The 15,421-nt window shown below is 50.2% G+C and carries 3 protein-coding genes; all 3 read right to left on the bottom strand.

What is annotated here, in order from left to right:
- Positions 1-49 precede the first annotated feature (49 nt).
- Genes srfAD through srfAB form a run of 3 tightly spaced genes read right to left on the bottom strand, consistent with a single transcriptional unit; the run spans position 50 to position 15,421 of the window.
- Positions 50-778: a surfactin biosynthesis thioesterase SrfAD gene (gene srfAD, locus M1M80_RS02030; protein ID WP_003240143.1), complete on the bottom strand. Its 729-nt coding sequence runs from the start codon at positions 776-778 to the stop codon at positions 50-52.
- A gap of 27 nt (positions 779-805) precedes the next feature.
- The gene (gene srfAC / locus M1M80_RS02025; protein WP_060397904.1) at positions 806-4,633 is read right to left on the bottom strand and encodes a surfactin non-ribosomal peptide synthetase SrfAC; all 3,828 of its coding nucleotides are present in this window, start codon (positions 4,631-4,633) and stop codon (positions 806-808) included.
- Between the two features lie 36 nt (positions 4,634-4,669).
- Complete coding sequence (gene srfAB, locus M1M80_RS02015; protein ID WP_178938634.1) at positions 4,670-15,421, bottom strand: surfactin non-ribosomal peptide synthetase SrfAB; 10,752 nt, start codon at positions 15,419-15,421, stop codon at positions 4,670-4,672.

The following is a 15,421-nucleotide window of genomic DNA, read 5'->3' as shown; positions in this document are numbered from 1 at the left end:
AATTGCCACTCAACAAAAAAGCGGAACAGCAGGCGCTGTCCGCTTTTGATCACGATTGAATGATTGGATGCTGATTCAATATTGCAAAAATCCGTTCTGCCACTTCTTCCGTATGTGACAGCAAAAACATGTGTCCGCCGGCAAATTCATGGAATGTGATGTCTTTCGCCCACTTCTTCCAGCCTTCCGCATCCCGAATGCATTTTTCATCATCAAGCCCGTTAAAGACATGAACAGGCGATTGGATCGGGGTCACATCGTGAAGCTCAAATTGTTCAAGAGCCCGGTAATCTGATCTGAAGGAAGGCAGGAAAAAGGACATGACCTCCTTATTTTCAACGAGCTCCGCGGGCATTCCGCCTAATTGAATAATATGATCGAGAAACTGATCATCAGGCAGATGAGACACTTTCTTCCGCTGAATATGCGGCGGCTGTATCGCAGAAATGATAACTGCCTGCGGAATGATGCCTTCACGCTCCAGCTTTTGCGCCAGCCTGAAGGTGATCATTCCGCCCATACTGTGTCCGAACAGCACAAACGGCCGATCAGGACGAAGGTTCAATTCTTGCTTGTACAAATCGGTCAGCTCTTCGAGATCCTCAATGGCTGACGTTTGATTCGTGCCGTGTCCCGGCGGCTCGGCAGCGAGCATCTCACACTCCCCCTGCAAAAAAGCATGGAGAGGGCGAAACGACGCTGAGTATCCGCCCGCAAACGGAAAACAGATGAGCTGCGTTTTTTCCGACGCATCAAATGATTTGAAGAGTTGGCTCATGGCCGTCTCCTCCTTTCATCACTTCATTTAAGAAACCGTTACGGTTTGTGTATTAAGAAATTCGAGCAAAATCCCAGCATTCCTATCTAGCGTTTCGCCCTGCAGCATTTCAGCGTGTGTTCCGAAGCCTCTTTTCACACGGTAAGCACCTGTTGTTGCCTCTTCCCACGATGCAAGCCATTCCGGCATGTCAAAATCAACGCCAGAAGTCAGCAGATCAATATCCGCTTTCACTTGGCCTGTGCTGATCAGGTTGACGTAGTATGAGTAGAAAGCGTGTGTTTTTTGCTTGAGGCCTTGTTTGACGGCTTCGCTGTTGAGCGCTTCATTGTCCCGGTTGACATTCATCAACGCTTCAACATCACTCTCAACCGTGCGTCCGTCCAGATCACTGACACCTTGTTTTTTATAGGAATCCACCATGATGATCCGCTGAACAATGCGTCCTTGTTCCTCAAGCTTTTTGGCAGCTTCAAACGCCAGGCTGCACCCCGCTGAATACCCGAACAGTGTCAAAGACCCTTCCGGCTGAAGCTTCTGAATCAAATCCGCATAGCGGTCAAGCCGGTTTTCCTCCTCAATGAAATCAAAGGCGCACAGCTTGTATGTCGGCAGGCGGCTGGCCAGGTTTTGGTACATGAGGCCATAGCCCAAGACCGGCGGGAATGCGAAAATGATCTGATCCTGATCGGGATTCATTATCGTTACATCCTGCAATCCATCTGAGCCCCCGTTTTTCAGATACGCTGAAATGCCGGCGATCGTCGGCGCTTCAAACAAAAGTTTTACCGGGAGATCAATCCCGAGCTCTTTCTTGATGCGGGAAGCCGCGGTCATTGCCTTTAAGGAGTGCCCGCCAAGCGCAAAGAAATCGTCATGAATGCCGACTTGCTGTCTGCCGAGAATCTCGGACCAGATTTGTGCGATCGTTTCTTCCGTCTCGTCGCGGGGCCCGATCCATTCTTCCGCCAGCTGATCCTGATCCGGTTTTGGCAGCAGCCGTTTATTGACCTTCCCGTTTGTCGTTAAAGGAAGCTCGTCCATGAAAGTAAAGGTTTGCGGCACCATGTAAGCAGGAAGCTGTTTTTTCAGGTGTGTCTTTATGTCTGCAGCTGAAAGCTGCGTCCGGTTCACGAGGTAGGCGTTGATTGATGCATCGCCAGACTCATGGCGGTCTGCAACAACAACCGCATCTTTCACACCCGGATATTCCTGCAGCTGCTTTTCGATTTCTTCAAGCTCAATCCGGTGTCCGCGTATTTTGACCTGGTCGTCAATACGGCCGGCGTATTCAATTGTTCCATCCGGCAGCCAGCGTGCTAAATCCCCTGTGCGGTAAAGCGTTTCTCCCGGCTTGAACGGGTTCGTAATAAACTTTTGCTTCGTCAGGTCATGACGGTTTACATACCCTTTTGACACGCCCATTCCGCTGATGCACAGTTCACCGACCGCTCCGAATGGCTGGAGCTGGTTTTTCTCGTTGAGAATATAAACACTGGCATTGCTGATCGGCTTTCCGATCGGCAATGAGGAGATGGAATCCGGTATATCATGCACGATGTGAGCTGTCGCAAACACCGTTCCCTCAGTAGGCCCATAGCAGTTAATCAGCTTGCCCGGCCCCATGACCCGCAGCGCTTTTCTGACGTGAGGCACAGACGCGCGCTCTCCGCCGAATAACACGCAGCGAAGCCCCTTCATCCAATCCTCTCCCGCATCTGTGAGAAGATTAAATAGTGCAGTTGTCGCAAACATGACATTGACATTCTCTTGATGAATCAGATCGGTTAGACGTTCTGTATCAAGCAGCGTATGTTCATCTGCGATAATGAGCCGTGCCGCATTCAGCATTGAAGCGTAGAAATCAAAGGTAAATGCGTCAAAGGCGTAATTCGAAACAGATAAGAACGTATCTTTTTCGGAAAATGCCATGTAGTCTACATGCTTGACCAATCCTTGAATATTGGCATGAGTGGTGATATTGCCTTTCGGCTTTCCGGTTGTACCGGACGTGTACATGATATATGCCGGATCGTCGGGTTCAATCGCGACTGCAGGATCGCTTGCCTGTTCTGCAAACCGTGTTTGATCATCGATGAAGAGCGTTGTTCCTGTATACGGCAGCTGAGCCGCTTTTTCTTTCATCTCCTGATGTGTCAGCAAACAGGCTGCGGCGCTGTCAGTCAGCATATACGAGATTCGTTCCTCCGGCAGCTTCGGATCAATCGGCAGATAGACCGCTCCCGCTTTTAATACACCGAGAATGCCGATCACCAGTTCAAGCGAACGTTTCGTGTACAAAGCTACAACGGAGCCTTTGCCGGCGCCCTGCTTTTGCAAACGGTGTGCAAGGCGGTTCGCTTCCTCATCTAATTCGCGATAGGAAAGAGTCTGTCCGGAATACTTGAGCGCCGGTGCATTAGGATTAACGTTCACCGCTTCCTTGAACCATTCCGTCAGAGGCTTTGCCTCATGAGTTTGAGCCGGCGGGTTTAAGCCGGTAAGCAAAAACTCTCTCTCCTTGTCGTCAACGAGGTTGATCGTGCTGACAGGCTGATCCGGCTTATGGATGAGCTGCTGAATCGCTGTGAGAAGCTGAGATTTCAAGCGCAGGATAAACGCCTCATCAAACACATTCTCATTATAGGCAAGCTTAATCAGCATCTCATCCCCTGGGGAAGCCATTAGATTGAGATCATAATTCGACTTCTCAAAAACATGTACATCCTCCATATCAAAGCCGTTTTCACTGTTTTCTTCATTTTTTGCATCCTGAAGCGGATAATTCTCAAAGACAATGATGTGGTCAATCAGTTTCGGCTGATCGGCTTGGCTTTGGATGTCATAGAGCGGCACATATTGATGCGGCTCAGACTGAAGCGATTGCTCCTGCAGCTGCTTGAGCAAACCGTTAAATGTGATATCCTCAGACAGTTTCACCCGTCTTGGGACAACGTTGATAAACAGTCCGACCATATGTTCAACGCCTTTGATTTCCGCGGGACGCCCGGAAACGACTGTGCCGAAGGTCAAATCGCCAGACTGCTGATAGCGGCTGATCAATACGCTCCAGACTGCCTGGAGCGCCGTACTCAAAGTGGTATGCTGCGATTTTGCAAGCTCGGTAAAGGCCTTTGTTTCCGCCTCCGGCAGTGAGAAGAGCAGCTCTTTCGGCTCGTATTCGCCCTTTTGTTTCTTTCTTTGCTCCGCAAACGTTGTCTGTCCTTCAAAATCCTCTAAGTACTCGCGCCAGTAACGCAGTGATGCTTGTTTATCCTGCTTTTCAAGCCACTTGATGTAGTCTTTATACGGTTTGACAGGGGGCAGACTGTACGGCTTTTGTTCGCGCAGGGCATTGTATACTTTAAACAGATCTTGCACGACGATGCCGAAGCACCAACCGTCCAAGATAATGTGGTGGTAGCTCCACACCCATTCAAAGCTTTCATCAGCTTTTTTGAAAATGACTGCCCGCATTGGGATATCCCGCGTCAAATCAAATCCCTTGATCTTATCTTGTTCTTTGTATTCATTGATTTTGGCTGTTTGCTCGCTGCCCGTTAAGTGTGTCAGATCGATTTCTTCTATATGAAACTGCCTTTTTTTCAATACGACTTGGACAGGTCTTTTTACTTTTTCGTGAATGAACACGGTACGAAATACATCGTACCGGTCCATGATCACATTCATGCTTTCTTCAAGGCATTTGATATTCAAGCTGCCTTTTACTTTCATCGTGATTTGTTCAAGGTAAAAGCTCTGGCCGGGATTCAGGATGGTATGAAACATCATCCCTTCCTGCATCGGCGATAGGTAATACATATCTTGAACCTGATCCTTGCTAAATTGACTCATATGCTTCGCTCCCGCCTTCTGTAATTCCCTTGCGTTTTATTTTAAATTCTCCTCAAGCATGTCAAAGATTTCGCCCATCTCGTCCATTTCAAGGTCCTCGGCGCTGAAGTCGCTCGGCGTGAATTCCTTGTCCTCTTTTTCCGTGCAATGGCGGATCAGCATCAAGAGGTTTTCTTTAAACCGTTCCATTTGCTTATCGACCGTAGCTCTTTCAAACTCCTTCTCATTGTAGGAGCAGGAAAGCACAAATCGACCGTTCCTGATCATGCCGCTGAAGCTTAAAGCGTACAGCGCTTCTGATTCCTCGCTTACTTGGCGCCCCATATCGAAAGCGGACGGCTCAAAGAAGTCGGTTTTTACTTCACTGTCGAATTGGCCCAAATAGTTAAAGCTGATTTCTGGCGTGAAGCCCTTTGTATCCGCTGTTTCTGTGACATAACGGAGAATGCCGTAGCCAACACCTTTGTCCGGAATGCGGCGCAGGTTTTCTTTGACTGATTTGATCACGGCTGAGGCGTCTGCTTCAGACATGTCGAGCACAACAGGATATTGCGCCGTAAACCAGCCGACCGTTCTGGAGATATTCACATTCGGAATGATGTCCTCCCGTCCGTGTCCCTCCAGATTAATGCCGATTTTGGCACCGTCTGTCCATTCTTTCATTGTTAGACCGAGCGCGCTGAGAAGAATATCATTGATTTCAGTTCCATATGGCTGATGAACATCCGTTAAGAGATGTTTGGTGTCTTCTTCCGTTAATTCACAGAGGACAGATGATGTATGTTTGACCATCCGCTGCACTGTTTCATAATCCTTCGGCACAGGAGAAACCTGTTCAGCGTCAATTTGCGCCCAGTATTCAGCCTGCTGTAAAAGATGCGCTGATTGGCTGAATGCCGCCAGTTCTTCCGCCCAATCCTTGAAGGAATTTGTTTTTTGCGGGAAGACAATGTTCCCTTCTTTCTCAGCCTGCATGTAGCCTGAAGCAAAATCTTCAAGCAAAATCCGCCATGACACGCCGTCGACCACGAGATGGTGTACAGCGATGAGCAGGTGGTCGCCAGCTTCCGTACGGTATTGCTCCGCCTTGAGTAGCGGTCCGTTTTGCAGATCGAGACTGCTTTGCAGCCTGTTCGCGAGAATCTTGATCTGGCTTTTCAGCATGTTTTCATCGGAGCCATACAGATCCACGATTTCGAAGCTGACTTTGCTTTCGCTGATAGCTTTATACGCTTGAAGGATGTTTCCGTTTTCCTCGCGATAGACCATACGGAGTGCATCATGGTGCTCGATCAGTGCCTGCAACGTTTTCTCCACCCGTTCAGGATCAAATCCTTTTTTGGCGTGAAGCATCACTGATTGGTTCCAATGGTGCTTGTTCGTGAAGTTCTTTTCAAAGAACCAGCGCTGAATCGGCGTCAGAATGACTTCGCCCTCCACAGGGCCTTGGTCCGCATGTTTGCCTTCGGCACGCTCCACGTATTGGGTGAGCTCTTCGATCGTCGGGTGCTGGAAGAGGTCTTTCATTTCCAGCTTCCAGCCGTGCTGGTTCAAGCGGCTCGCCATCTGGATTCCTTTGATGGAATCTCCGCCAAGCGAGAAGAAATTGTCACTGACACCGATCTCCGGAATGCCGAGCACATCCTGCCAGATGCCTGCAAGCAGCTCTTCCATATCCGTTGCCGGCGCTTTGTATTCTCCGCTTCCCGCTTCGATGTCCGGCTCTGGCAAGGCTTTGCGGTCTACTTTGCCGTTTGCGGTAACCGGAAGCTCGTTCAGCGTCACCCAGAACGCCGGGATCATATAGTCCGGCAGGGTTTCTTTAAGCGAAGACTTTAATGCTTCTATGTCAGCTGTTTCCGGTGTCACATACGCCGCGATCGCTGTATTGCCGCCTTTATCTTTGGCAGCTGTTACCGCCGCATCCTGCACCTCAGAAAGCTGGGCGAGCTGGACTTCGATTTCTGAGAGCTCGATCCGGTAGCCGCGGACCTTGACCTGCTGGTCGATCCGGCCGATGTACTCGATGCCGCCGTTCACCCATTTCACCAAGTCGCCGGTGCGGTACATGCGTTCTCCCGGCACAAACGGATCAGCGACAAACCGCTTCGCGGTTTCGTCTTCTCGATTCAGATAGCCGCGTGCCAGTCCGCGTCCCGCCACACAAAGCTCTCCGGCTACGCCTTCCGGCTGCACCTGATTGCCCTCGCCGAGAATGTACACTCTCGTATTGGCGATCGCCTGCCCGATGGAAAGCGAGCCTTCCTCCGGATTGATTTCTGTGCTCGTGGCAACGACCGTATTTTCTGTCGGCCCGTAGTTGTTGACGAGCGTGTACGGCTGTTTGACCGCACGCTTCAGCTTGTCTCCTCCAGTCAATAGGATACGGAGTGATGTGTTCTCAAGCTCCATGAACTGTTCCGCCAGCTGCGTCGGCAGGAAGGTGATCGTCACGCCATGCGTTTCGAAATAGTCGTTCAGGCGGACGATATCGAGGCGGATCGCTTCATCAATGACGTGAAGCTCGGCGCCGATTGTCCAGGTCGGGAACATCTCCCAAATGGAGGCATCGAATCCAAAGCCCGCGTACTTCGCACTGCGGTCCTCCTCTGTCATGCTGAACGCGTCATGGTGCCAGAAGCACAGGTTCACAAGCGCATGGTGCTCGACCATGACACCTTTCGGCTGTCCGGTCGTTCCAGACGTGTAAATCATGTAAGCGAGGTTCTCCGCGTTTGTATCCGTCTCTGGATTTTCTTCATCGTTTTCATCTAGCGGCAGGCTTAGAATCGTACGATCCCCGTCGAGAAGAATGACGTCTCCTGAGAAGCTATCCGGAACTGAAATGCCTTCCTGTTTCAAGAGAAGCTTCGCTCCGCTGTCTTGTAAAATATAGTCAATCCGCTGATCCGGATAATCAGGATCAATCGGCACAAACGCCGCTCCCGCCTTTAAGACGCCGAGCACCGCAGCGGACATTTCAAGCGACGGCTTCGTGAGAACGCCGACACGCTCATCCGCGCTGATGCCGCAGTCGATCAGAATCCGTGCAAGACGGTTTGCCTTCGCATTCAGCTCGCCGTACGTCCATGACTGGCCGTTGTATGTGACAGCCGGGCGGTCTTTGTGGCGCTGAGCGGTCTCTTCGAATAGCTGATGAACGGTTTTGTCTGTCGGCACAGGGAGCGTTTTGCCTTTCCATGCGTCCAGAAGCGTTTGTTTTTCTGTTTCAGTGACGATTGACAGGCTGGAAAGCGGTTGGTTCGGGTTTTCCGCAACAGCCTTTAGTAAACGGAGAACGTATTCGCTCCATTTCTCAGCCGTCTCTCTTGAGAACAGATCAGTCGCATATTCGAGCTGCAGGCCGATGCCGTTTTCATCAGTGAATCCGCCTAATGTCAGATCAAACTTAGACGTTCCCTGATGGGCCTCATAAGGTGAAATGCTTAGGTTCTGCAATGTAAGCTGTTCTTTATCAGGATTTTCTGTCGTCACCATTACGTTAAACAATGGATTTCGGCTCATATCCCGAGGAAGATCAAGCTGATTGACCAAGTCCTCAAACGGATATTCCTGATGTTCAAGCGCTGACAGGTTCGTCTGCTTCGCTTTCTCCAGAAGCTCTGCAAAGGTTTGCTGTTCTTCCGCTTCCATTCTTAAGGCAAGCGTATTGACAAACATCCCCGGCATGTCTTGGACATCGGCATTCATCCGGCCGGCAGTGACGGAGCCGATGACGATATCCCGCTGTCCGGAAATTTTGCTTAAAAAGATGTGGAAAACAGCGTGAAGCACCATGTGCAAGGTCGTTCCGGTTTCTGCAAGCAGTTTCTCTACCGCCTTTGCCGTCTCGCTTCCCGTACGGAAACGGACCGTGTCTCCTTTAAAGCTTTGCACAGGCGGACGGGCGTAATCGAGCGGAAGATCAAGCTCCGGCAGCTCGCCTGAAAGAACCGAGAGCCAGTACGCCTCATGCTCCTTCATCCGTTCCTTTTGCGCAGCTTCATTTTGCCAAACGGCGAAATCCTTATAATGAAGCGCCGTCTCCGGAAGCTGTTCTCCTTTGTAAAGCAGCGCCAATTCTTTCACAAAAATGCCTCTTGATACGCCGTCTGCGATGATGTGATGCATATCCAAAAGCAGCAAATGTTTCTTCGCTTCTATTCGAAGCAAAGCCGCACGAATGAGCGGCGCATTGTTTAGGTCGAATGGCCGGATAAATTCCTTGATCTTTTGTTCCACTTCGTCTTCTTCCGCTTCAAACACATGAAGATCAATCACCGCCTCCTCAATAATGCGCTGAACAGGCTCACCATTGGCTTCTATAAATGATGTGCGCAATGACTCGTGGCGGTTCACAAGCTGATTCAGTGAGTCGCGCAGACGTGAAATATCAAGCTCGCCTTCCATCAGAAGAACAGATGGCATGTTGTAGCTGATCGTCTGCCGGTCAAGCTGATTCAGTACATACATCCGTTTCTGCGCGGATGACAATGGGTACATATTCTGTTTGTCAGCCGGTTTGAGCACATGATAGCCGCCTGAAACTGCCGATGCCTCCATATAAGCCGCAAGCTGGCGAACAGTCGGCTTCTCGAACAGTGCTTTAAGCGGTACGGTTTTCTCCAATTCGGCCTGAATGTTGGCGATGAGCATCATTCCTTTTAATGAATGGCCGCCTAAATCGAAGAAATTGTCGTCGATGCCGATCGCTTCTATGCCAAGCGTTTTCTGCCAAATGCGGCATAGGCTCTCTTCAAGCGCTGTTTCCGGTACAACTGAGGCCTTGCGTCCGGATTGTGCCTCGTTCGGCTTCGGCAATGCGTTTCTGTCGGTTTTCCCGTTTGCCGTCAGCGGAATCGCGTCCACCTGCACAAAGAAAGCAGGAATCATATGAGACGGCAGTGTTTGTGAAAGCTGGTTCCGGAGCGCTGCTTTTTCAATGTCTTGATCCGCCGTATAATACGCGCAAAGCTCTTGAAGTCCGCCCTCGGAAACCGCTAGCACAACCGCTTCATGAATTTCGCTGAGGCTGAGCATAACCGTTTCAATTTCTTTCGGCTCAATGCGGTAGCCGCGGATTTTCACCTGATCATCAACCCGGCCGATAAATTCAAGCGTACCGTCAGAAAGTCTTCGTACGACATCTCCGGTTTTGTACATGAGGCTGCCCGGTGAATATGGATTTTCTACAAATCTCTCGGCTGTCAGCTGAGGCCTGTTGAGATATCCTCTCGCAAGCCCCTGCCCCGTGATATAGAGCTGGCCACTCGCTCCTTGAGGCACAAGCTTTAACGCCTCATTTAAGACAAGCGCGCCGGCATTCGCAATCGGCTGTCCGATTGTCGGGCGTTTCGCGAATGCGCCCGGTTCAGACAGATCAACCCGTCCGGCGATGGCGCCGATCGTTGCTTCAGTCGGGCCGTAGTGATTGATAAATTCGGTATGCCCATACACCTTGCGGAAGGCGAGAACATCCGCCGGGATGATTTTTTCTCCTCCCAAGACAATCAAGCGCAAAGATTCAAAGTTTGGCTCTTTTGTAAAGCTGGCCGTATTCACCATCGTATGGAACAGAGACGGTGTCAGTTTGATATATGTGATCCCGTGTTCCTTGATATAACGCCCAATTTCATCCGGTGCCGTATAGGTTTCCTTCGGCACGATGTGGAGCTCGCCCCCTGCCAGAAGAACAGGGAACATGCTCGTATAGCCCAGGTCGAATGCGTAGGACGAAAGCAAAACAGACTTATCGGTTTCCGTCAGGCCCGCCTCATGATTAAACCAAGAAACATAGTTTATCAGATTGCGATGCTCGATCTGCACCCCCTTCGGCTTCCCGGTCGTACCTGACGTATAAATGACGTATGCAAGATTACGAGATCCGGAAATCGGTGATGGGCGCTCCTTGCTTTCATTTCTCCATGCTGCGTCATCAAGGTTGACGATTGTTCCTTCATATTGCCCAATGGCCGTCATATTTCTTTCGTTCACGACCGCAATTCTCGCTCCGCTGTCCTCTAACGAATAGCGAATTCGTTCTTCAGGCGTATCAGGATCAATCGGAAGGAAAGCCGCACCCGCCTTCATGACACCGAGAATCGATACCATAACCTCAGCTGACCGATCCATGACAATCGCGACGATGTCTTCACTTCCTGCCCCTTGCGCACGAAGATGATGCGCCAGCTGGTTCGCCTGTTCATCAAGCTCGCGATAGGTCAGCAGATTTCCGCCAGATATCACCGCAGGATGATCAGGTGTTTGCTGGGCCTGTTTTTCGAAAAGAGCTGCAAAGGTTGCTTCAGTAATTTGAGTCATATGTCTTTCTTCAAGCAAAGCAGCCGTTTCTGCTGGTGAAAGCAAGTCTACATCAGACAGCCGAACGTTCGGATTAGCCGCGGCCACTTTGATGATATTGACAAAGTGGCTGCTCCAGCGGCGGATGGTTTCGTCCTTAAACAGAGCGGTCGCATAGTCAAAGCTTAGACCGATATCCTCTTCACGCTCGACCGCTTCCAAGGAGAGATCAAATTTCGCCACGTGATGAAGCATGGAATACGAAGAAATCTTCAAATCTCCTAATCTCAATGAAGGAATCTCCATGTTCTGCATGTTGAACATCACGCTGAACAGCGGACTTCGGCTTGTGTCCCTTGTAAGCGGAAGCTTTTCAATCAGCTCCTCAAGCGGATAGCTCTGGTGCTCGAATGCTTGAAGGCTGGCTGTTTTGACCTCTTCCAGAAATTGCGCAAAGGTTTTATCTCCCGCAGGAGCCGTTCTTAGTGCCACCGTGTTGACAAACATGCCCGGCACACCTTGCAGATCAGGATGTGTTCTTCCCGCTGTCGGCGAGCCGACAATGATATCATCCTGTGACGCGTACTTAGAAAGGAGTACATTGAACGCTGCCAGCAAAAACATGTACATTGTCGTATCCGTTTCTGCCAAGAGTGATTTGATTTGAGCCGTGCTTTGCTTATCGAGCCCGAACATTACGCGCTCTCCCGCAAAGCTCCGTTCAGCAGGCCGTTCGAAATCCGCCGGAAGATCAAGAATCGGCAGCTCGCCTTTAAAGGTTTCGAGCCAGTATGCTTCATCTTTTTGATGATCAGCATGTTCTTTGTGCCAAACAGCGTAATCTTTATAGTGAATCTGCGGCAGCTCAAGATCAGCGCCTTGATATATTTTGGCGAGATCACCGATCAGAATGCCTGTTGAACTGCCGTCAGTGATGATATGGTGCATATCAATGAGCAGCAGGTGGCGTTCTTCCTCAAGCTGGACAAGCTTCGAACGGACGAGCGGCGCGCGGTTTAGTTCAAACGGCTGAATGAACGCTTTGATCATTTCCTCCGCGTCTTCTTCCCGTCCCTTGGCAGCCTCCAGCTGGAACGATATGTTTTTATGAACGGTTTGCACAACTTCTCCGTCGATCATGTCAAACGATGTCCGGAGGATTTCGTGCCGGTTGATTAATTGCTGAATCGCATTTTCAAGCCGGTCTTTATCTACTTCTCCCTCCAGCAAAAGTACAGCGGGGACGTTGTAGCTTGTGTTTGCTTGTCCAAGCTGATTGAGGATATACATTCTCCGCTGGGCCGGGGATACAGGATAATGCTGCTGATAAGGTGCTTGCTTGATCGGTTCAAACGTCTGCTCCTCCTTGCTTTCGTTCTCTTCCAAATACAGCGCCAGTTCTTGAATGGTCGGCTTTTCAAAAAGCACTTTAATCGGTACTTCCTTATGAAAATGCTCCTGGATTTTCGCCGTCATCATCATCGCTTTCAAAGAATGACCGCCGATCATAAAGAAGTTATCGGTAACGCCTGCTTTGACGCCGAGTATCCCTTCCCAGATCTCCGCTAATTTCTTTTCACTCTCTGTTTCTGGTGCTGCGTACTCCGGCTGCGCGGTTTCTGATTGAGGCGCAGGCAGTTCTTTTTTGTTGATTTTTCCGTTTGGCGTGAGCGGCAGGCTGTCCATCTGAATCAAATGGGCAGGAACCATATAGTCAGGCAAAGATTGAGACAGCGTTTTTCTCAGCCCGCTCACAGACACTTCACGGTCCGCCGTAAAGTATGCGCAAATTTCATTTTCGTCTGCTTTGTTCTTGCGGATGATCACGGCTGCCTCTGTCACATGCCCTGCCATGTTCAGTTTTGTTTCAATTTCGCCAAGCTCAATTCGGAAGCCGCGCACCTTCACTTGATTGTCGATTCTTCCTAAAAACTCGATATTGCCGTCCGGCAGCCATCTCGCCAAGTCGCCAGTGCGATAAATCCTTTCACCCGCTCTGAACGGATCTTCGAGAAATTGCTTCTCCGTCAGCTCAGGGAGATTGACATATCCTCGCGCTACACCGATTCCGCCGACGCACAGCTCGCCGGGCGCGCCAATTGGCTGCAGGCGCTGCTGCTCATCCATGATGTAGGCAGTCGAATTTCCGATAGGTTTCCCGATTGGAATAGAGCCGCTATACTCACGGTCGATCAGAAAACTTGTTGAAAACGTCGTGTTTTCAGTCGGGCCGTATCCGTTCCACAATGAAAGCGACGGCGATGCCTGTTTCACTTTGCTGACAATATGCGGCACGAGGGCGTCTCCGCCGATAATTAAATGGCGCAGTGTGCCGAACATGCCGGCATCCTTTGCGGCAAGCTGGTTGAATAAAGGTGATGTCAGCCACATGGCCGTGATTCTCTGTTCGCGCAGAAATGCTGTAAATTGTTTCGCATCAAGCAGCGTCTCTTTTTTGACAGGGTAAAGCGCTGCGCCATTCAGCAGTGCGCCGAATACTTCAAAGGTTCCGGCATCAAAGCTGACAGCTCCCGTTTGCGCCATGCGGTCCTCTTCATGGACAGGAACATACCCGCCATTTTTGACGAGACGAAGAATGCTTTTATGTTCAATCATGACGCCTTTCGGTTTGCCCGTCGAACCAGATGTGTACATAATGTACGCCAAATCAGTCGGTGCGGATGGCAGATTGAGATTGTCAGCCGCTTCGCTCTCTTCAAAACCGCTGTCCAGTGTAAGTACCGGCACTTGCAGCTGATGTGCCTGCTCTGTATAAGACTTTCCGGCCAATACCATCCGAATGGAACTGTCCTCCGCCATGAAACGAAGACGATCCTCAGGAAGCGCTGGATCAAGCGGCACATAGGCGGCGCCTGCTTTTAACACAGCCAGCATGCCAACAACGGTTTCTGCCGAGCGGTCGTTCATTATCGCGGCTGTGTCTCCTTTTTGAAGACCTTGTTCGACAAGCTTTCTCGCCAGACGGTTAGCAGCTGCATTCAGCTCGCGGTACGTCAGCTCGGTTCCTTCATATACGACGGCAGTGCTCGCCGGCGTCCGTTGCGCTTGCTCTTCAAACACTTGATGAACGGCCATTCCTTCAGGGAGTTCGGCTTTCGTGCGGTTGAAGACCTCGACAATTTGCTGCTGCTCTTCGTCTCCCACAAGCCCGTACTCACGCACAAAAGCGTCTGGCTGATCGACAGCTGCTTCCATCATGCGGGTAAGGTGCTCCGCTGTCCGTTCGATAAAAGCGGAATCAAAGGCAGCTCCGTTATATTTGATTTTGACGGTCCACGTTTTGCCCGGATACACAATCAGGTTGAAATCGAAGCTTGTTTGCTCAAATGCACTTTCTACCTTGATAGAAAATCCGAGGCGGTCTTCCATGCTGCCGTTTTCAAGCTCTTGATCAAGCGGATAATTTTCAAACGCGACCAGATGATTCAAGAGATTGCTGTCGAGCGCTGAGCGTTTTTGAATCTCATAGAGCGGCACGTAATCGTAACGCTCCGCCTCTACTGCATGCTGCTGAACAGCTGAGAAAATATCAGCGAAAGCAGCATCTTGATCTACTTTTACCCGCACTGGAATGGTGTTGATAAACAGCCCCGCCATCGTTTCAATCCCGTTGATTTCAGACGGCCGTCCCGATACGACCGTGCCGAAGACCACGTCCTTCGTAAAGTTGTATTTACTGAGAACAATGCCCCAAACAGCCTGAAACAGGTTAGGCCCCGTCACTTGATGGCGGTTTGCGGTTTGCTGAATGCGGGCAACCAGTGTTTCGTCCCATGTAAATGAATATTCTTTATTGACGTATTCATCTTTGTTCTCAGGCAGGCGGCCTGGGAGCACGCTCGGCTGTTCAAAACCCGCCAAGCGTTCGCTCCAGTAGCTCTCTGCTTCTTCATTGTCCTGTTTTCCAAGCCACTTGATGTAGTCGGAATAAGGCTTGCCCTGGCCGTTTGCCGGTGTCCGGCCTGCTCTGAGCGCTTCATAGTTTTGGAACAGGCTTTTCATGAGTACGCCCATGCTCCAGCCGTCCATCATAATATGATGATTGCTCCAGACAAGATACAGCTGTTCTGCATCAAGACGGAAAACCGCCACCTTGAACAAAATGTCTTTTGCCAGGTTAAAACCTTGGCGCTGCACGTCTTGTTTATAACGCTCGATGTGCTCTTTTTGGCGGTCTCGGTCCGCATGACTGATATCTTCATAGTGCACCTTTGTTTTGCGTTCCGCTAATACAACCTGACGCGGTTTTTGCAGCTGCTGGTGCACAAATACCGTACGGAGAATATCGTATGACCGAATCAGTTCATTGACGCTTTTCTCAAAGATTTCAAGATCAAAAGCACCGTGAATCCCAAGCTCTAATTGTGTGAAGTACGAGGAAGAATGCGGATCAAGCATCGCATGATACAGCATTCCCTCCTGCATCGGTGTCAGTGCGTACACCTTTTGAATCGATTTTTTGCTCAT

The sequence above is a fragment of the Bacillus inaquosorum genome, assembly GCF_023238325.1.
GTDB classification, from domain to species: Bacteria; Bacillota; Bacilli; order Bacillales; family Bacillaceae; genus Bacillus; species Bacillus inaquosorum.
This window is presented reverse-complemented; position numbering and strand designations above follow the sequence as displayed.

Excerpts from the sequence above, each read along its gene's own strand:
- srfAC (WP_060397904.1), bottom strand. The coding sequence starts at position 4,633 with ATGAGTCAATTTAGCAAGGATCAGGTTCAAGATATGTATTACCTATCG.
- srfAB (WP_178938634.1), bottom strand. The coding sequence starts at position 15,421 with ATGAGCAAAAAATCGATTCAAAAGGTGTACGCACTGACACCGATGCAG.
- srfAD (WP_003240143.1), bottom strand. The coding sequence starts at position 778 with ATGAGCCAACTCTTCAAATCATTTGATGCGTCGGAAAAAACGCAGCTC.